General features: G+C 36.5%; 15 protein-coding genes. 14 read left to right on the top strand and 1 reads right to left on the bottom strand.

Going from position 1 to position 19,920, the window contains the following annotated elements; genetic code table 11:
• Window positions 1-90: 90 nt before the first annotated feature.
• The gene (locus tag GWI56_RS07850; RefSeq protein WP_113939478.1) at window positions 91-1,596 is read right to left on the bottom strand and encodes a peptide MFS transporter; all 1,506 of its coding nucleotides are present in this window, start codon (window positions 1,594-1,596) and stop codon (window positions 91-93) included.
• A gap of 472 nt (window positions 1,597-2,068) precedes the next feature.
• On the opposite strand from GWI56_RS07850, the gene rfaH reads away from it, so the two are divergent.
• The 14 genes from rfaH (at window position 2,069) to GWI56_RS07780 (ending at window position 19,920) form a co-directional block, all read left to right on the top strand.
• On the top strand, window positions 2,069-2,575 hold the full coding sequence (rfaH, locus tag GWI56_RS07845; RefSeq protein ID WP_198572615.1) for a transcription/translation regulatory transformer protein RfaH: 507 nt from the start codon (window positions 2,069-2,071) through the stop codon (window positions 2,573-2,575).
• A 689-nt stretch (window positions 2,576-3,264) separates the two neighbouring features.
• Window positions 3,265-6,003, top strand: a complete 2,739-nt coding sequence (locus GWI56_RS07840; RefSeq protein ID WP_198572614.1) for an SLBB domain-containing protein — start codon at window positions 3,265-3,267, stop codon at window positions 6,001-6,003.
• A 107-nt stretch (window positions 6,004-6,110) separates the two neighbouring features.
• Window positions 6,111-6,488, top strand: coding sequence for a four helix bundle protein (locus tag GWI56_RS07835; protein ID WP_198572613.1), 378 nt, complete (start codon window positions 6,111-6,113; stop codon window positions 6,486-6,488).
• 78 nt (window positions 6,489-6,566) lie between these two features.
• Window positions 6,567-7,556, top strand: coding sequence for a Wzz/FepE/Etk N-terminal domain-containing protein (locus GWI56_RS07830; RefSeq protein ID WP_198572612.1), 990 nt, complete (start codon window positions 6,567-6,569; stop codon window positions 7,554-7,556).
• A 222-nt stretch (window positions 7,557-7,778) separates the two neighbouring features.
• Window positions 7,779-8,903 (top strand): UDP-N-acetylglucosamine 2-epimerase (non-hydrolyzing), encoded by a 1,125-nt coding sequence (gene wecB / locus GWI56_RS07825; RefSeq protein WP_198572611.1) that lies wholly within the window; start codon window positions 7,779-7,781, stop codon window positions 8,901-8,903.
• A gap of 95 nt (window positions 8,904-8,998) precedes the next feature.
• On the top strand, window positions 8,999-10,093 hold the full coding sequence (locus GWI56_RS07820) for a glycosyltransferase family 4 protein (protein ID WP_198572610.1): 1,095 nt from the start codon (window positions 8,999-9,001) through the stop codon (window positions 10,091-10,093).
• Window positions 10,090-11,400 carry a glycosyltransferase gene (locus GWI56_RS07815; protein WP_198572609.1) on the top strand — a complete coding sequence of 437 codons (1,311 nt, stop codon included), beginning with the start codon at window positions 10,090-10,092 and terminating at the stop codon, window positions 11,398-11,400. Before GWI56_RS07820 ends, GWI56_RS07815 begins: the two co-directional genes overlap by 4 nt.
• Entirely contained in the window at window positions 11,400-12,539 is a 1,140-nt protein-coding gene (locus tag GWI56_RS07810) for an EpsG family protein (protein ID WP_198572608.1), read from the top strand. Before GWI56_RS07815 ends, GWI56_RS07810 begins: the two co-directional genes overlap by 1 nt.
• Complete coding sequence (locus GWI56_RS07805) at window positions 12,523-13,611, top strand: hypothetical protein (protein WP_198572607.1); 1,089 nt, start codon at window positions 12,523-12,525, stop codon at window positions 13,609-13,611. Before GWI56_RS07810 ends, GWI56_RS07805 begins: the two co-directional genes overlap by 17 nt.
• 28 nt (window positions 13,612-13,639) lie before the next feature.
• Window positions 13,640-14,899: an O-antigen translocase gene (locus tag GWI56_RS07800; protein WP_198572606.1), complete on the top strand. Its 1,260-nt coding sequence runs from the start codon at window positions 13,640-13,642 to the stop codon at window positions 14,897-14,899.
• 173 nt (window positions 14,900-15,072) lie between these two features.
• Window positions 15,073-16,188 (top strand): GDP-mannose 4,6-dehydratase, encoded by a 1,116-nt coding sequence (gene gmd, locus GWI56_RS07795; RefSeq protein ID WP_198572605.1) that lies wholly within the window; start codon window positions 15,073-15,075, stop codon window positions 16,186-16,188.
• Window positions 16,189-16,191: 3 nt separating this feature from the next.
• A complete protein-coding gene (locus GWI56_RS07790) occupies window positions 16,192-17,118 on the top strand; it encodes a GDP-L-fucose synthase (protein ID WP_198572604.1) in 927 nt (308 codons plus the stop codon).
• Entirely contained in the window at window positions 17,111-18,289 is a 1,179-nt protein-coding gene (locus GWI56_RS07785) for a DegT/DnrJ/EryC1/StrS family aminotransferase (protein ID WP_198572603.1), read from the top strand. Before GWI56_RS07790 ends, GWI56_RS07785 begins: the two co-directional genes overlap by 8 nt.
• Window positions 18,290-18,507: 218 nt before the next feature.
• On the top strand, window positions 18,508-19,920 hold the full coding sequence (locus tag GWI56_RS07780; protein ID WP_198572602.1) for a mannose-1-phosphate guanylyltransferase/mannose-6-phosphate isomerase: 1,413 nt from the start codon (window positions 18,508-18,510) through the stop codon (window positions 19,918-19,920).

Raw genomic sequence — 19,920 nt, 5'->3', positions numbered from 1 at the left:
GAGTATACCGAATAGCTGACTTAACAAAAACGCCTTACTCTTGCGAGTAAGGCGTTTCGTTTTGACTGTTAAAACAGTTGAACAGGATAATTAACGTTTTATCGCTTCATGTTCAGCCGTCACTGCAATTTCACTTTCTAAGGCTTCGGCTTCAGTATGATGCTTGGTTTCTGCGCCATGCATCCAATCGACTAATTTGTCAGCCATAAAATACAGGATCACGCCAGACAGAGCAGCTGTAATCGCAATACCAGAGAAGATCGCCATTGCATTAGCCAGTTGCTCTTCTTTCTCTCCACCATGGCCGATGAATGAACCTACCACACCGCCAATCTTGTTAGCTGCTGCAACGAATAGGAACCAAGCTCCCATCATCAAAGAGGCAATACGCAGTGGTGCTAGCTTAGTCACCATAGATAAGCCTATGGGCGATAAGCAGAGCTCACCCATAGTGTGGAAGAAATAAGCGCCCACTAACCACCACATGCTCGACTTAACAGATGCATCGCCACCCATTTGCATTACTGCACCTATCATAAATAGGAAGCCGATAGCGAGTAAGACCAAGCCAAGTGCAAATTTCACCGGAGAGTTAGGTTCATTCTTGCCTAAACGGATCCAGATAGAAGCAATTACAGGGGCAAATAATACAATGAAGATAGCGTTTAACGATTGGAACCAAGTGGTAGGTACTTCAAAGGTGCCAACCATACGATCGGTAAACTCGTTAGTGAACAAGTTCATTAAACCGCCCGCTTGTTCAAAGCCCGCCCAGAAAATAATCGTGAATAAACCCATTACCATGATGACCTTAATACGATCACGTTCGACTTTGGTCAGTGGTTCCTTACGCACTTCGCCTTTCTCTTCCGCTTTTTGTTTTTCAAGTTTAGCGGCTGGCACTCTTCCTATATCGCCTAAGTATTTCTGCGCGAATAAAAATTGGATGATTAAAGAGAAAATCATCCCCACACCCGCACAGAAGAAGCCCGCTTGCCAGTTGTTAACAAACACTTCTTTACCATCGATAATAGAAGCATGGCCGAAGTTAGTGTAAGCCCAAGCGACGATAAAACCTGATAATGCTGCACCTAAGTTGATGCCCATGTAGAAAATCGTAAACGCGCCATCACGACGGTGATCGCCTTCTTCGTAGAGATCGCCCACCATAGTGGAAATGTTTGGCTTGAACAAACCGTTACCCAGAATGAGGGTACCTAGACCAATATAAAATACAGTAGTTTCTAGACCAGGGATCCAGCTATGCGGCGCAGCAAGCAAGAATTGACCTGCGGCCATTAACGCCCCACCAAAATAAATGGCTTTGCGTTGACCCAGTATGTTATCGGCTAACCAACCACCAATAAGTGGCGTCAAGTAAACCAAACCTGTGAATGTGCCGTAAAGTGACAAAGCTTCAGCTTGAGTCCATCCTAAGCCATGTCCACCATCACTTTGCACTCTATCAACGAGATAAAGCACCAAAATGGCACGCATTGCATAATAACTAAATCGTTCCCAAAGTTCTGTTGTAAACAGCAAGAACAATCCCTTGGGATGCCCAAGCATCGTTCCTTGTGGTTTTGCTACGCTCATGAAGTCTTCCACCTTAAGCTCGTGATTGCCTGTGGGCCCCTGAAACAGGATGATGTCACCACAGAAAAATGGTTGTTGCTCGTCCCAATATCGCCTGCAGGTTTAATCAACCATTAATTCCTGCTATAGCATTCATTAATTGTTGATTAACCGCTAGTTACGTATGGGTTATTGTTACGTTCTTATAATAAAAGTAATGTATTTAGCGGTAAAATGAGTATTTTCGCTAAAATCCCACCTTATATACCCCTTAAAAGCAACCAAAGTCAATTTTGGTAAGCTAAGTGGTGACATTATCAGCAGTATAGTGTTGTGATTTTAATTATGAATTAGTTAATGTGAGCGTCATTGTATGCATACCGAGCGAGAGACTGGAATAGTCGAAAAATTACTTCCACCGACTTGAGCATCTTTGCTATGATTGCGACCCGTGAATGGACGTCACTTATTTATAGGGTAGTGAGATTAGCTTATGAAGGCATGGTACCTTTTGTATTGTAAACCTCGTAGTGAAGCGAGAGCACAACAGAACTTAGCACTTCAAAATTTAGAGACGTATTTGCCTATGGTCTCTGAAGAGAAATCTCAGCGCGGGCGCAAACAAGTCTGTCGTGTACCACTCTTTCCTAATTATTTATTCATCAATTTTGACCCAAGTCAGACAAGTGTCAGGCAGGTCCATTCTACTCGTGGCGTTAATCGAATCGTCAATTGTCAAGAGAAAATGACGCCTATTGACGACAGAATTATCCATGCCATTCGCATGAAAGAACTAACGCCTTCCCAAACAGTATTAGCCGAAGCATTAGAGCTGAAAATGGGGGAAAAAATTCGTTTTACAGATGGCCCCTTTGTTGATCTCGAAGGCATTTTTCAAGAAAAATGCCCAAACAAACGTTGCCATGTTCTTTTTAACATTATGGGGCAGATAAAGACGGTTACTGTGCCACAGCAAAGTGTGGAACGAATTTGTGTTTAAGTGCACAAGTACAAACCTGTTTGTAGGAGTAATGCTGAGTATTCTGTAAGATATTAGCCATTCTCGAAGTTAGTAAAATATTTACCAAAGTGACAGGGTGTTTAATATTTACTTAAAAATCAATTGGTTGATTTTGTTTGAGGTTTGTTGTTACATTTTTAAAAATGTAACCTGTTAAGGTGTGACCTTAAAAACGACTGTTTGAACACTAAGTGTTCTATGGGTAGTGAATCTTTGAAGTAAGATTCGGTAATCATAAAGTTAGAATATAAGCTCTTATCTTAAGTGTTTGCATCCTATGGTTAAGGTGTTTTACTAACGTAACTAGATTTAGTTACGTTCTGTAACTGAATGAGTCTAGAGCTTAGCTATTTTTGTAAAATTGTTTTATGTTAATGAAAAATATGAATTTTCGCATCGCGAAGGGCAATATAGAAGCCGCAATCTATGGGCGGTAGCGTGTCTGAAAGCAAAGAAAGGACGGCCTTCGGTCTGCTAGAACGCCACTGCGTGGCTCTAGGTCGCTTAGCGCTAGACTCTAGCTATCGCGCAGCGATGCTCTGCTTTTTCTAGCAGGGCGTAGCGCGCTCTAGCCGCGTAGCGTCCTAGGCTCTAGAAGGAGCTAGCGACGCTCTGTTTTTTCTAGCAACTCTGCTTTTTATCATTTTAAATCCAATCGGAGATATCTGGTGTTACAACAAATCAAAAAATTCATCATAGTAGGCCTTGGCGCCACAATATTGATGGGCGCTCAGGTTCATGCCGTTACGCCATCTCCACAAATGATTGAGCAGTTCAAGCAATTACCGAAATCTGAACAGGCAAGGCTTGCTAAGCAATACGGTATTGATCCTAATATGCTTTCAGGCTCTGCGGCCCAAACTCAGGTTACAAATCCTGAAGTAGTAGGGGAAAGAGACACCAATCCTCGTGTGTCTGATGCCGATAAAAAAGCGGCTAAAGCTGAGTTAGATTTTTCTGAAGATCCCAGCAAAATAAAATTGCGTCGTTTCGGTTATGAGATGTTTGCTGGTGAACCTAGCACATTTGCACCTGTGTCAGATGTACCGGTTCCGGGAGAGTACCTCGTTGGTCCAGGTGATAACATTAAAGTTCAGCTTTATGGTAAAGAAAATAAAGAGTATGACCTCGTCATTAACCGTGAGGGGGTTATCCAGTTCCCTGAGCTAGGTCCAATACCAGTCATGGGGCTTAGTTTCTCTGAACTCCGAGACTCTTTATCCCAGCGTATTAGTGAGCAAATGATCGGTATTGAGTCCAACATCACTATGGGTGAGTTGCGCTCGATACGCATCTTTGTAGCCGGTGATGCCTATAAACCCGGTTCGTATACGGTTTCAAGCCTGTCAACAATCACTCAGGCATTATTTGTTGCTGGTGGCGTTAACGAGATCGGTTCATTACGTAATGTACAGCTGAAACGTAATGGCAAACTAGTTGGTACTTTAGATCTTTATGACCTGTTAATGCGAGGTGATGCCTCGGGGGATTTAAGACTCCATTCTGGTGATGTGGTGTTTATTCCTTCTATCGGCGGCCTTGTAAGCGTAACTGGCGAAGTAAGACGCCCAGCCATTTACGAGCTAAAACACAATGAGAGCATGGCTGACGTTATCGCAATGGCCGCAGGGTTAAATACAGGAGCATATCCTAAAAGCAGTTCAATAGAGCGTTATAATAGTAAATCTTTGAAAAGCATAGTGAATGTAGACTTAACTTCTGAGCAAGGTCGAAATACACCAGCCAAAGCAGGTGATATTGTTCGCGTGAAAAGTGCGTCGGAGCAATACGAGAGTGCCATCACTATAGCCGGTGCTGTTGTTCGTCCGGGTAAATATCAATGGTTTGCCGGTCAAAAAGTGAGTGACGTATTGCCTTCTCTGTGGGGAGATTTAGCGGCTTCTGCTGATCTCGATTACGCAATCGTGATCCGTGAAGTGAATCAGTACGGTGATATTGAAGTGCATCAATTCTCACCAGGGAAAGCAATTAGTGCTAAAGAAAGTGGCCAAGACCTTAGCTTAAATGCGCGAGATAAAATCATTCTGTTTAATTTTTCAGATGATATACAGAACCGCTATGAGCTAAATAAATTAGTAAAAGAGCGTGTTGAAAAAGTCACTTCTTTAAATACAAGTAATCTTTTAGGTTCAGATTTATTTAAAGCGGGCTTTGTGCAACTCGATAAAACTAAGTTATCGCAACGTACCGATCTTGCTGGTGTAGTACTAACAGATAAGAAAGAGTCTGAAGAAGCTGAGGTTGTTAAAGGCGTTGTCAATAAAATGTTGGCTAATTTATTTGACGATATAGAACTACTTAAACTCAGTAATCAGATGGGCCGTCAAGAGTTACTCTACCCAGTAATGGTTAAATTAAATAGCCAAGGGCGAGCAGGCTCCGGTATCCAAATTGTTGCTATTGATGGACAGGTAAGAGAGCCCGGAGTATATCCACTGACTGTGGGTGCTAGGGTGAATGATTTAGTGATCGCTGCAGGTGGTTTAAAAGAAGGTGCTTATACCGCTAGAGCTGAATTAACCACTACCTCAACCGATATCAATGGTTCGAGAATTAAGCATAATAATCTTGATTTAACACAAGCTTTGCAAGGAATTGAAACTGCCAATATCCGTTTAACTGGGCGTGACATGCTAACAGTGATGACGACTCCGGATTGGCAAGAATCTAAAGTTGTTGAAATCCGAGGCGAAGTAAAATTCCCTGGGCGCTACAATATCCGCCGCGGTGAAACACTTAACGATTTAATCGCTCGTGTGGGTGGGTTTACTGAATATGCTTATTTGCCATCAGCTGTATTTGTGCGCGAGTCTGTTCGTAAGCAAGAGCAAATTGAGATTAAAAAGTTAGCCGATCAATTGCGTCGAGATATAGCCACACGAGGTGTATCGCAGGATGGCACTATGGTCAATTATGCAGATGCGCAATTGATGTTGGCTGATTTAGAAAATATAAAAGCGGTAGGACGTCTTGTTGTCGATTTAGCGGCAATTTCATTAGGGATTGAACAAGCGAATATACAGCTTGAAGATGCCGATATCCTTTATGTTCCATCGACTAAACAAACCATTGCAGTGATGGGAGAGGTTCAGCACCCAGCAACTCACAGATTCAAAGATGGCTTAACTTTGGACCAATATTTAGCTATGTCCGGTGGTGCGCGTAAACGCGCTGATGAAGACCGCACTTACGTTATCCAAGCAAATGGTTCAGTACTCATGCCTGGTCGTTCGAGCTGGTTTACTAGTGAAGACCAGTTGCAAGCGGGTGATACCATTATTGTGCCATTAGATACGGAATATAAAGATAACCTAAGTCTCTGGACACAGATCACGGGCATTATCTATAACACCGCCGTAGCTGTATCAGTTATCGCAGGGCTTTAAAACGAAGATGCTAGGACGCTTGCAAGCTCGCTCTAGGACCTAGAACCTAGGACCTAGAATCTAGAACGGCCTTCGGCCTCTAGGACCTTCTCTAATTAAGGAACATCATGCGATTTGAACAATTGGATGTTTGGAAACGCGCTTGTCGCCTTTCATGTGATGTTTATAAGGAACTTAAAAATTGCCGAGATTATGGGCTCAGAGATCAAATGACCAGAGCGGCAGTTTCTATTCCCTCAAACATTGCAGAGGGGGAAGAACGTGAATCAACCGCTGAATCTGCAAGGTTTCTTTATTTTGCAAAAGGCTCATCAGGCGAACTGATAACGCAAATATATATTGCGATAGAAATTGGTCTGATAGACAAGCAAAACGGAATGACTCTTATCAAAGAGGCTAAAGAAATTTCAGCAATGATTGCTTCTTTGATAAAAAGACGAAAAGGCAGTGTCCGAGAAGAGTTCGCAGATTATAAAAGTACATAGAATCTAGGAACTTCTTTAAATATCTTTAAGCTTTCCTAGGGTCTAGCACCTAGGATCTAGGACCTATAACCTAAAAAAATGAACACACAAATTACTCAAAATCCAAATACATATAAAACAGACGCGCAATTCCCTCAAACCACAAGCGATGACGAAATCGATCTTCGTGAATTATTCTCTGTCATCTGGCAAGGCAAATGGTTAATCATTGCCATTACAGCTGTATTCGCTATTGGTGCAGTTATTTTTGCCATAAAACAGCCAAATATCTATAAATCTGAAGCCCTGCTTGCGCCTGCGTCAGAGGAACAAGGTGGCGGTTTAAGCGCTTTAGCATCTCAATTTGGCGGTTTAGCTAGCCTTGCGGGAGTAAATCTCGGCGGTAAAGGTGGTACTGATAAAACTGAATTGGCAATTCAAGTATTAAAGTCTCGTCAATTTACCAGCGAGTTTATTCAAAAGCACAATATTCTTGCCGATTTAATGGCGGCAGAAAAGTGGGATAGGGATGCGGATAAAATTATCTATGATCCTGAGCTATACAACGAGCAAACCAATACTTGGGTGCGCAAAGTGGAAGCGCAATTTAAGCCTGAACCGTCAATGCAAGAGGCCTATAAAGCCTTTAGCAAAATGATTGTTGTCAATAAAGCCAAAGATACGGGGATGGTGACTTTATCGGTAGAGCATTTATCCCCAACAGTTGCCCAACAGTGGGTTACTTGGTTAATTCAAGACATTAATAAAGTGATGAAGGAGCGTGATGTAGCTGAAGCGCATCGTAGTACTGAGTTTTTAAATAAACAAATCGCTTTCACCAATGTTGCCGATATCAAAACCGTGCTTTACAAATTGATTGAAGAGCAGGCAAAAACCATTATGTTTGCCGAAGTTCGTGATGAATATGTATTTAAAACCATTGACCCCGCATTAGCGCCTGAAGAAAAGGCAAAGCCTAAACGTGCTCTAATTTGCGTGTTCGGTACACTGCTTGGCTGTATGTTAGGCGTGATGTTTGTGTTGGTAAGACATTTTATGAGGAAAGAGCATCTAGAATCTAGAATCTAGATGCTCTGCATTATCCGTCATCCTCGCGACCGACTGTTTTGATGTAGTAGGTAGAATAACGCTGGGAACAGTTATCGATAGGGTGAGGCAGTTTTAGTTGTGTACTATCACTCGCAGCCTTCTACAATATATAAAATGTCTCGCACAAATTAAATTGGTGAGATGTATATGTCTAATTGTTCATCTCCATTGTAATTGAATTAATTAAATTAGGGTTTAGTAATGAATAGGAAGAAAGTTCTTACTGTATTTGGTACCCGTCCAGAAGCGATAAAAATGGCACCATTGGTTCATGCATTAGCTCAAGATGAACGTTTTAATGCAAAGGTATGTGTAACCGCACAGCATCGAGAAATGTTAGATCAAGTGTTGTCGCTTTTTGAAATAACCCCTGATTATGATTTGAACTTAATGCAAGCAGGGCAGACACTAAATGAAATTACTGCGCGGATTTTGCTTGAACTAAAACCAGTATTGCAAGAATTCAAGCCTGATGTTGTATTAGTGCATGGAGATACTGCAACAACTTTTGCAGCAAGTTTAGCTGCCTATTATGAGCAAATTGCTGTAGGGCATGTTGAAGCCGGTCTTCGTACTGGTAACATCTATTCACCATGGCCAGAAGAGGCAAATCGTAAGCTCACTGGAGCATTAACTAAATACCATTTAGCGCCTACTGAAACTTCTAAACAAAATTTACTCCAAGAAAATTATCCTGAGGAAAACATTATCGTTACTGGTAACACGGTAATCGATGCACTGCTGATGGTTAAAGCCAAAATTGAGCAAGAGAATGAACTTAAGGCCCAACTGGCTTCACTCTTCCCTTTTTTAGATCAATCTAAAAAATTAATATTAGTGACTGGCCATCGTCGTGAAAGTTTTGGTGGTGGTTTTGAACGAATATGCGAGGCATTAGCAATAACGGCAAAAGCTAATCCGAATGTGCAGATTCTTTATCCTATGCATTTGAATCCAAATGTTCGCGAACCAGTAAATCGTATTTTGGATAATATTGATAACATTATCTTAATTGAACCACAAGAATATCTCCCTTTTATTTATCTGATGATGAGAAGTTATATTATTTTAACAGACTCTGGCGGTATTCAAGAGGAGGCACCATCGTTAGGTAAGCCTGTTCTTGTTATGCGGGATATTACAGAGCGTCCTGAAGCTGTTATGGTTGGCACAGTGAGATTAGTCGGAACAAGTGTAGACAAAATTGTTTCTAGTTTAAATGTATTGTTAAATGATGCTGATGAATATGAATCTATGAGCAGATTACATAATCCATATGGTGATGGTGCAGCAAGCTTAAGAATTTTGGACGCTTTACTCAATTGATTTAAAACTAGATAATAAGACATATTTTAAAACTACACATTGAGTCACGCGTTTAGTTATTTATTAAAGTTAATTTTGCTAATTGGTTGGATTTTATGAGTGCTAAAAAAACAAAAGTTTGTATTTTGTATGGTGGTTATTTGAAAAATGGCGGTGGTGTTGTTACACATATAAAAGAATTGCAGTTATTTCTTCACGATAGGGATGTAGATGTAGAAGTTTTCTCGATGGATTCTATATCAAAATTTTTTCAGTTCGCGATTATTGGCTCGCAGTTTTTATTAAAAAAAATTGATGCAATTACTGCTTATAAAATTAGGATGTTGTTAACTAGATTTGTGTATTTTTATAAAATCCCTCAATCTGATTATTATTTCTTAGAGGATTACATGTTCATATATAAAAAGAATAAAGGACGGCAAACATTATTCTTGCATGCATTGAAAGTTGATAACATGTATGATTATATAATAACGGAAGAGAAAATGAATGACTTTTTAAATTGGGAAAAGAGTTATTTAAAAGATTGGCTTGATATAACCTATACGGTGTCTAAATCTTATTCAAAGCATGTTGCTTCAAAGTTAAAGGTGGATGATATTAAAGTAATTAATAATTTTATTAATTTTAATGGGGAAGTTGCAAATTTAAATAAACCTGTTAGTCGGAATATACTATTTGTTGGTAATCTTGAGGAAAGGAAAAATCCATTCTTTTTCATTGATGTTTTATCTAAAATGAGGGAAAGTTTTGATACGGCATTCATTGTTGGAAGAGAGGTAAGCATTTCTTATGAACAACTTAAAATATATGCTGAGTCAAAATTAATAAATGATAAAATTAAATTTTTACATCAAGTAAATAAAGAGCAGCTATTCAAATTGATGGATAAATGTGATGTATTAGCAATGCCGTCGCTAAAAGAGTCTTTTGGGTTTGTGATGCTGGAAGCTAAATTAAACAACATGAAGGTAATTGCATCACACGGACTTGAAGTACCCAATGAGTTAGTTGATAAATTCTGTCATTTGAATGTAAATGATTGGGTTTTATGTCTAACTGAACTGCTAAATCGTGATAACTCAACGTCTATTGATAAAGAAGTACTTGAAAATTTTACACAAGAGTATTTTCAAAGAAAAATAATAGAAAATGATATTTTTAATTCTTTAATGGTCATTAAACAATGAATTCATGTGCGATTAGTGTTGTAACGATAACATTTAACTGCCAAGAGAAAGTAGAGGGTACATTAAAGTCGGTGCTTAGGCAGGATTCTCAAGCTTTTGAATACGTAATAGTTGATGGAGGATCAACTGATGGTACTTATGAAAAGATAAAGGAATATAGTTGCAAATTCAAAAATAGAGGTATTAATCTTATTCATTGTAGCGAGAGAGATCATGGTATATATGATGCCTTAAATAAAGCTATAGGAATGTGTTCAGGTCAATGGATTATTTGTGTTATGGCTGGTGATTTTCTTTATGAAAATTCTACGCTTTCAAAGTTTTTTTTGGAATTCAAAAGTAGCAATGTAGACATTGTTTATGGTGATTCCGAGTATTATACTAATGGAATAACTAAGCGTTTACCGGCAATTGATGATGTAGTTCAAAATTTGTGGAAAGGGCCATTATTCAGACAAGGGTCAATGTTTGTTTCTCGTGATGTTTATAATCATAATCATTACAAAGTAACACATGATTTAAGGATCGCTGCTGACTTTGATTTTATCTTTGACATGTTCGTTCAAGGAAAGAAATTTGCGAAATTTAACAATGTAATCACTGTATTTGAGTTAGATGGAGTTTCAAATGATGGTGTTAGACAAGTTATGGACAATAAGCTTATAGTTTCTAAATATTTAAATGGTTTAAATAAAAAACAAGCTTTTTACTACCGAAAGGTTTTGTTAAAACAAAAGATACTCAATCTAACTGAGAGATTGAAGTTGTTGAAAATCTACAGACAAATTCGTTCTTTTTTTGAACACTATGTTTGCAATCATATTGTGAATAAGATCCCATTTTATTCAATTAGACATTTTTTTTACAGAAAAATTAAAGGCGTTTTAATCGGCTCGCGATCTTCGATACATTTAAATACATTCATCGATAGTGTAAATGTATCCTTAGGTAATAATTCAACAATCGGCCGTTCAACATATTTAGATGGTCGAGGTGGTTTAGTAATTGGTGATAATGTTTCAATTTCTCCTCGTGTCAATATCATAACGGCACAACATCATGTTAATTGTGAGTTTTTTTCTAACGAGATCAAGCGAGTAAAAATTAATGATTACGTTTGGATAGGTACTGGGGCTATTATCTTACCTGGTGTGGAACTTGGTCGTGGAGCAGTTGTTGCAGCTGGGGCCGTTGTATCAAAAGATGTTGGAGAGTTTAATATTGTCGCAGGAAATCCTGCAAGACTGATAGGAACTCGTAACAAAAATTTGGTTTACAGTGCGACTTGGCTCAAAGGTTTTGATTAATGGCTTATATAATTTTCATTCTTTTTGTGTATAACTTTCATGTACTCAAGCGCAGTGAAAATATATCTTTTGTTTTTCTTTTGTTTTCCCTTGTTTTATTTTCTGGCACTAGACTTGTGACAGGTTGGGATTGGTGGGAATATGAATTATTTTTCGACTCGCTTCCTACATTTAACGAAGCATTTCTAACTTATAATAACGATTTTTTTAATCATTTTTTCGAACCAGGATTTAAATTTTATACTCTAATATTAAAAAGTATTTTCAATAATTTTGAAATTTTCTTGTTTTTTAGCTCCTTAATTTCAATTTCTCTTGTAGGTATTTCAATAAAGAGAATTGCACCTTATCCATTTGAATCATTATTGCTCTATGTCGTAATTATATATTTATATGTTGAATTTAGTGTTGTAAGACAATCAATTTCCATTGGTTTTTTTATATTTAGCCTAAAATATATAAAGGAACAGTGCTTCTATAAATATTTTATGTGTTGCATAGTTTCTGGTTTATTTCATGTCAGTGGTTTTTTATTGTTATTTTTATATTTTATTTTAAATAAAAACTTCAATAAAAAGTTTTATCTTACATTTATTTTGTTAGGTTTTTTTGCTTTTAATTTAAATTTCATAAGCTTAGTGTTGTCTCCCTTAATACCTCATTTGGGACCTATTTCGTGGAAGTTACTTGAATATATTCAGTCAAATGCTCGTGAGATGTCACTGGGAGTTGTGGAAACATTTGTTATAACTATTGTATTTGTTCTTTTAAACAGTAAAATTAAATTAATGGTAAATGGATATGGTAAGATCTTCCTCAATATGCAATTGGTTTCATTTTTTTTGGTTTTTTATTGTCATGAGGTTTTTATCATGGCGGATAGATTTAAATTTTACTTTCTATTTTCTATAGTATTTATTTTCCCAGAATTGTTACGCATGTGCAAATTGCAAAATAAAAGAATTTTTGTTTCGCTTTCATTAGTTGTATTATCAATTCATTTTTCCTTAAAACCTTTTAAGACGGAGTCTAATCAAATTGTATATTTTCCATATCATTCATTTTTGTTAAATTCTGATGATGAAATTAGTCAACTTAAAATAAATAAAATGAGAGCTATAAATGATATTATTGAGTGAAGTTAACATGGTTGGTGAAGAACATTTATCATTTAATTCAGCTTTTGTAAAAAAAATACGTGAAACTGAAAATGTTGTGCTATTTTGTGAAGAAAATCATTCTTCAAAGCTTGATGTAAAACTGATAGAGAAAATCACGTTTAAAGAAACGACGTTAAAAGGTCATGTTCGAGATGTTTTTAGGTTTTGGTTGGTTTTAAGATCTTTTTACTTATGTAAGAAAAGAAACATTCACGAGTTAATTTTTTTATCTTTACATCCTCTTTCTCAAATTTATTTGTCCATACTTTCTCATTTTTTTACTAATACTTCTATTAAATTAGTGTTGCATGGAGAACTAGAAAGTTTTGTACCTCAAAGTCCTTATAAGTTAAGGCGTAGTTTGCTTAAATTAGCTTTTATTTTAAGAAATAAAAACATTAAATATATAGTTTTAGGTGAACATATTAAGCATAAACTCGTTTTTAATAAAATATTGAGCCAAGATGATGTTATTGCCATTAACCATCCTTTTATATTTGATTTTTCAAGCGGAAATCATATGGTTTTTTCTAAAACAATCAAATTTGGATGTTTGGGTGTGGCTAATTTAAATAAAGGTGTAGACAAATTATTTTTAATTGCAAATAAATTTAATTGTTTTACAAATAACGTGTCATTTCATCTTGTCGGTAAATTGACTCCTTCAATACTACCCTATATTAATGATAATGTTTCTTATATAGATTCTGAAGTAATGATACCTAAAGATGATTACATGAAAATGATAAAGGATTTGGATTATATATTGTTCTTCTATGATATTAATAATTATCAAATGACAGCAAGTGGGGCTCTTTTTGATGCTTTAAATGCAGAAAAACCTTTAGTTTATCTTAATAATACTTATTTTAGCTCTATAATAAATAAATATAATTTTTGTGTAGGTTATCCATGTGAGAACATAGAGCAACTTGAAGATGTTATATCAAAGTTAGTAAGCACTAGGGATGTGCAAGATTATATGTTTATGAAAGAAAATATCGTCAAATTAAAAAAGATATTATCATCAGAGAAAATATCACTTAATTGATTTTTTTAGAGTGTATTTTGAGGTTTATGTGAATTTAGCAAAGACATCCTTATTGAGTTTGATTGTTACAAGTATCAAACTTTTATCAAATCTAATTGTCAATAAGGCTATAGCAATACTCATTGGACCTGTTGGGTTAGTCTATATTGGAAATCTACAGAATGCTCTCCTATTGATAACAACTCTAGCTCAGGGAGGGATAAATATTGGAGTAACTAAGTATACGGCTGAGTTTTCATGTGGCGCTGAGCAACAGAGAATTAATTTGTTAAGTACTTCCTTTAAGATTACATTTTTTCTCACAATCTTAATTTCATTATGTTTGCTATTTTTCTCATCAGAATTATCTATTTTGGTTTTTATGAAAGTAGAGTATTCTTATATATTTGTAACGTTATCGATTTTTTTAATTCTGTCCTCATTGAATCAACTGTTTATATCAGTTATAAATGGACTGAAAGAAGTTAAGTTATTCATGTTGATATCAGCTGCTCAAAGCTTTTACACTCTGCTTTCAACATTGTTTTTTTTATATTTATGGGGGATTGAAGGTGTATTAATTAATCTCGTCACCAGTCAGTCAGTAATATTTATTTTTGTTGCCATTTATTTTGTTAAATATAATTCGATTAATTTCTCTTTCGAACAAATTTTCCGCTATAATTTTGACAAGATTATTGCTTCCAAATTATTCAAGTTTTCGCTAATGACACTTGTAACCGCGATTTTAGCACCTTCTTCGTTGTTCATTATACGTAATTATTTGTCAACTAATTTAACTCTGAATGATGCAGGTATATGGCAAGGGCTAATTTCTATATCGAATATGTATTTGTTGGTAGTTACAACTGCTTTGACTAGTTATTATTTGCCTAAGCTTTCTTCAACTTCTGATGGTGTTGATTTAAAGGTTGAGTTCTTTGCTGCATTTAAGTTTTTTATACCATTGGTTTCTTTAATTGCCGTTGTCGTTTATTTTCTTAAGGATCTTCTGGTCTTTATACTTTTTTCTGAAGACTTTGCTCCAATGTTGCCGTTATTCAAATGGCAGCTAATTGGCGATGTTATCAAAATTTCATCATGGTTATGTTCTTTTATTATTTTAGCAAAGGCAAAAGTTAAAATTTATGTTATAACTGAAATTTTTTTATATACACTCTATACTCTAACTTCTGTTATAATGGTTAGCTTTTTCGGTTTAATTGGAACAGTTTACGCTTTTGCACTTGTTTATTCAATTTATTTTGTGTGCATGCTTCTAATTGTTAATTTTGTTTTTTTTAAGTAAATAATTAATTATAGTTTTATGTACGTGTTATTCTAATTCATTTATGTGCCATGCGTTTTAACTTTTAGATTTACGGTTGTATATTAATTGTAAGCTTTTAGTTGCTTGGCTTTAGATTTTATAAATGATAGGTTTTTATTTTTATTTTTATTTTTAGTAGGTTAATGATGACAATGAAAAAAGCATTGATTACTGGAGTTACAGGTCAAGATGGTTCTTATTTAGCTGAGTTTTTATTGGAGAAAGGATATGAGGTTCATGGTATAAAAAGAAGATCTTCATCTTTTAATACAGAAAGAGTAGACCATATTTTTCAAGATAGGCATGAAACTGATCCTAAATTTTTTCTGCATTATGGTGATCTTACTGATTCTTCGAACCTAATCCGTATTATGAATGAGGTTCGACCTGATGAAGTTTATAATTTAGGTGCACAGTCACATGTAGCGGTTTCATTCGAGTGCCCGGAATATACTGCAGATGTCGATGCCATGGGTACTCTACGGTTATTAGAAGCTATTCGCTTTTTAGGGTTAGAAAAGAAAACTAAATTCTACCAGGCTTCTACTTCTGAATTATTTGGTGAAGTTCAAGAGATACCACAAAAAGAAACTACGCCATTTCACCCTCGTTCACCTTATGCCGTTGCTAAAATGTATGCCTACTGGATTGTGGTTAATTATCGCGAATCTTACGGCATGTATGCCTGTAATGGTATTCTGTTTAACCATGAGTCCCCTCGCCGTGGTGAGACTTTTGTTACTCGTAAGATTACTCGTGCTATTGCCAATATTTCTCAAGGTTTAGAGAAGTGTTTATACCTAGGAAACATGGATGCACTGCGCGACTGGGGTCATGCTAAAGATTATGTGCGTATGCAATGGATGATGCTTCAACAACAAATGGCCGATGATTTTGTTATTGCTACAGGTAAGCAAATTAGTGTTCGTGAATTCGTCATATTATCAGCCAAAGAAGTAGGTATTGAGTTAGAATTTACAGGAAAAGGACTTGATGAGATTGGCACTGTAAAATCGATTACAGGTAATAGTGCTCCTGCTTTAAAAATTGGAGACATCATTGTTAAAGTCGATCCTCGATATTTCCGACCTGCTGAAGTAGAAACATTGTTAGGTGATCCGTCAAAAGCAAAAGTCAAGCTTGGTTGGGTCCCTCAAATTACAGTTGAAGAAATGTGCAGTGAAATGGTTGCTAACGATTTGCAAAAAGCAAAACAACATGCAATTCTAAAAGCGCATGGCTATACCCAATCTGTTCCTGTAGAGTAATAAATGAAAATATTATTGACCGGTGCCAATGGAATGGTTGGCAAAAACATTCTAGAAGCCGCTGTAAATCATAGCCATGAATTTTTATCTCCAGGAAGTTCTGAACTTAATCTGTTGAATGGAAGTTCCGTTAATCAGTATATATTAGAAAATAAGCCTGACATGGTCATACATGCAGCAGGTATTGTTGGTGGCATTCAAGCAAATATGTCTCAACCTGTTAAGTTTCTTGTAGATAACATGAGAATAGGGTTAAATATATTAACTGCATCAAATGATAATAATGTTGTTAATTTTTTGAATTTGAGTAGTTCATGTATGTACCCTAGAGATGCTATTAATCCGTTATCTGAAAATTTGATTTTGAAAGGTGAATTAGAACCGACCAATGAAGGTTATGCTTTAGCTAAAGTAACTAGTACTCGTTTATGTGAATACATCTGTGCAGAAAATGAGCAGCGGAAGTATAAGACAATTATCCCTTGTAATCTTTATGGTCGTTTTGATAAGTTCGATCCAAGCCACTCTCACATGATTCCAGCTGTTATACGTAAAATAGATACTGCAGTCAAAGCTGGATTATCTGAAATCGATATATGGGGTGATGGTGAAGCTCGGCGTGAATTCATGTATGCAGAGGATTTAGCTGATTTTGTTTTCTATGCTATTGATAATTTTGATTCAATGCCACAAAATTTAAATGTTGGCCTTGGCGTAGATTATACAATCAATGAGTTTTATCAAACTATTGCAAGTGTTGTTGGTTATAAAGGGTCATTTAAACACGATTTAAGTAAACCCGTTGGGATGAGGCAGAAACTTATTGATAATAAAAAACTCACGGAATTTGGCTGGACCCATAAAACGAGCTTAAAAGTGGGCATTCAAAAAACATATGAATTTTATTTAGGAGAATATTGTAATGATTAATTATTCCTTAGCGAGTAGTACTTGGGATGATAAGGAATACTCTGCAATTCAGCGAGTCATAGAATCTGATATGTTTTCAATGGGTAAAGAAGTTGCCCAGTATGAAAAAAATTTCGCTGATTTTTTTGGCTCTAAATATGCGGTGATGGTCAGTTCAGGTTCAACAGCTAACTTATTAATGATAGCTGCATTATTCTTCACAAAAAATACTTCGCTTAAGTTAAAACGCGGGGATGAGATTATAGTACCTGCTGTTTCTTGGTCAACGACGTATTTTCCTCTTCAGCAGTATGGCTTAAAAGTTAAATTTGTTGATATTGACCGTAGCACATTAAATATGGATTTAGAAAAGCTAGAAGCTGCAATTACGGATAAAACTCGTGCTATTTTGTCTGTAAATCTGCTTGGAAATCCTAATGATTACAATCGCATGCATAAAATTATTGCCGGTCGTAATATTTTTATTCTTGAAGATAATTGTGAATCTATGGGAGCTACCATAGAAGGTAAGCAAGCGGGTACATTCGGCGTTATGGGTACCTTTAGCTCATTTTTTTCCCATCATATCGCAACAATGGAAGGGGGCTGTGTAGTAACTGATGACGAGGAGCTCTATCACATATTGCTGTGTATTCGAGCTCATGGATGGACTAGAAATTTACCAAAGTTTAACAAGGTCACAGGCGAGAAGAGTGATGATCATTTTGAAGAGTCATTCAAATTCGTCTTGCCAGGGTTTAACGTCCGTCCGTTAGAAATGAGTGGTGCGCTTGGTATTGAACAACTAAAAAAATTACCAGATTTCATTAATATGCGTCGTAAAAATGCAAAGATATTCCAAGATTTATTTACTGACCACCCGTTTATTGATATTCAGAAAGAAACTGGGAAAAGTAGTTGGTTTGGATTTTCATTAATACTAAAAGAAAATGCCCCTTATAAACGTTCTGATCTAGTCGAGATGCTTACTGAAAATGGTATTGAGTGTCGTCCAATAGTGACAGGTAATTTTCTTAAAAACACTACCGTTTTAGAATATTTTGATTATGAGGTTTTTGGTGAAGTTAATGCAGCTGAATATATTGATGAAAATGGCCTCTTTGTCGGTAATCATCATATAAATATAGAGAGAGAGTTATCACATCTTTTCGATGTTGTTAATCAGTATTAACTGGCTGGTAGTGTTTTATTAAGCTGATTGCATTAATTTTATTTTATACTGTAGGGCTAAAGTTTGTGAGTTTGTTCTACTTGGAAAAAATATTTTAAATGATATATTAAATATTTAATTTTATTTTTTAAAGAAATGGCTCCTATATTTTTTATAGTATTGATTTTCGCTTTGTTTTATATAGAGTTAAAGCAAAGCTAATTTTTAAAGGACTTTAAATGATTATACCTGTAGTTATGGCTGGTGGCTCTGGAACTCGTTTATGGCCATTATCCAGGGGGAATTTTCCTAAGCAGTTCCTATCGCTTTCTAGTAAAGCGACTATGTTACAAAACACTATTCGCCGTCTATCAGGTATGCAGCATTCGCCTGTAATGCTGATTTGTAATGAAGAACATCGCTTTATTGCTGCAGAACAGATAAGGCAGTTAGGTGTTAAACATAGTGGTATATTTTTAGAGCCAGTTGGCCGTAATACTGCACCTGCTATTGCTTTGGCAGCATTGAAAGCCGTTGAGTCTGGGCAAGATCCTTTACTGTTGGTGTTAGCAGCTGATCATGTCATCGAGAATGTTGATGCTTTTCAACTCTCAGTAAGTAAGGCTACTGAGTTAGCGTTAGTTGGAAAGCTAGTGACTTTTGGTATTGTTGGTAATAAGCCTGAAACAGGTTACGGTTACATTAAACGTGGCGAAGCTTGTCAACATGGTTACCTTGTTGATGGTTTTGTTGAAAAACCTAATTTAGCCACTGCAAAGGAGTATATTGAGAGCGGTGATTATTATTGGAATAGTGGTATGTTTTTATTTAAAGCAAGTCGTTATCTTACAGAATTAAAAACATATCGCCCTGATATTTATTCAGCTTGCGAGCTTGCGATGCTGATTCAGAATAATGACAGCGATTTTATTAGAATTGATAAAGCTGCATTTGAAGCTTGTCCTGATGATTCTATTGACTATGCGGTGATGGAGCATACCAAAGATGCCGTGGTTGTGCCCATGGATGCCGGTTGGAGTGATGTTGGCGGTTTTGCTGCTTTATGGGAAATATCAGCCAAAGATGCAGATGGAAACGTGTTCAATGGCGATGTTAAATCTGTTGATACTAAAAATACCTTAGTATTTGGTGGCAATAAGCTTGTCACTACAGTGGGTGTTGAGGACTTAGTGATTGTGAACACTAAGGATGCAGTGTTAGTGGCGCATAAAGATCAGTCACAACATGTAAAAGCCCTAGTGGGACAGCTTAAGGCTGAACTGCGCTCAGAGGTGACTTTCCATCGTGAAGTCTATCGTCCTTGGGGGAAGTATGACTCTATCGATAATGGTGACCGTTTTCAGGTTAAACGTATTACGGTAAAACCGGGTGCTAAGCTATCGGTACAAATGCATCATCATCGTGCTGAACATTGGATTGTTGTTTCAGGCACGGCGAAAGTGACTAACGGTGATAAGGATATTCTGTTAACAGAAAATCAATCTACTTACATACCTGTAGGTGTAATTCACGCACTTGAAAATCCTGGGAAAGTTGACTTAGAGCTTATTGAAGTTCAATCCGGTTCGTACCTTGGTGAAGACGATATCGTGCGTTTTGAAGATAGATACGGACGAGTAGAGGGGAAGTAA

Origin of the sequence: Shewanella sp. DW31 (assembly GCF_015767295.1) — a bacterium.
Lineage (GTDB): Bacteria > Pseudomonadota > Gammaproteobacteria > Enterobacterales > Shewanellaceae > Shewanella > Shewanella oncorhynchi.
Note: the sequence above shows the minus strand (reverse complement) of the source record. Positions and strands in the feature narration are given on the sequence as shown.

Coding starts and splice junctions, on each gene's coding strand:
- GWI56_RS07835 (WP_198572613.1), top strand. CDS start 6,111: ATGCGATTTGAACAATTGGATGTTTGGAAACGCGCTTGTCGCCTTTCA.
- GWI56_RS07780 (WP_198572602.1), top strand. CDS start 18,508: ATGATTATACCTGTAGTTATGGCTGGTGGCTCTGGAACTCGTTTATGG.
- gmd (WP_198572605.1), top strand. CDS start 15,073: ATGAAAAAAGCATTGATTACTGGAGTTACAGGTCAAGATGGTTCTTAT.
- wecB (WP_198572611.1), top strand. CDS start 7,779: ATGAATAGGAAGAAAGTTCTTACTGTATTTGGTACCCGTCCAGAAGCG.
- GWI56_RS07820 (WP_198572610.1), top strand. CDS start 8,999: ATGAGTGCTAAAAAAACAAAAGTTTGTATTTTGTATGGTGGTTATTTG.
- GWI56_RS07805 (WP_198572607.1), top strand. CDS start 12,523: ATGATATTATTGAGTGAAGTTAACATGGTTGGTGAAGAACATTTATCA.
- GWI56_RS07830 (WP_198572612.1), top strand. CDS start 6,567: ATGAACACACAAATTACTCAAAATCCAAATACATATAAAACAGACGCG.
- GWI56_RS07785 (WP_198572603.1), top strand. CDS start 17,111: ATGATTAATTATTCCTTAGCGAGTAGTACTTGGGATGATAAGGAATAC.
- GWI56_RS07850 (WP_113939478.1), bottom strand. CDS start 1,596: ATGAGCGTAGCAAAACCACAAGGAACGATGCTTGGGCATCCCAAGGGA.
- GWI56_RS07790 (WP_198572604.1), top strand. CDS start 16,192: ATGAAAATATTATTGACCGGTGCCAATGGAATGGTTGGCAAAAACATT.
- GWI56_RS07810 (WP_198572608.1), top strand. CDS start 11,400: ATGGCTTATATAATTTTCATTCTTTTTGTGTATAACTTTCATGTACTC.
- rfaH (WP_198572615.1), top strand. CDS start 2,069: ATGAAGGCATGGTACCTTTTGTATTGTAAACCTCGTAGTGAAGCGAGA.
- GWI56_RS07815 (WP_198572609.1), top strand. CDS start 10,090: ATGAATTCATGTGCGATTAGTGTTGTAACGATAACATTTAACTGCCAA.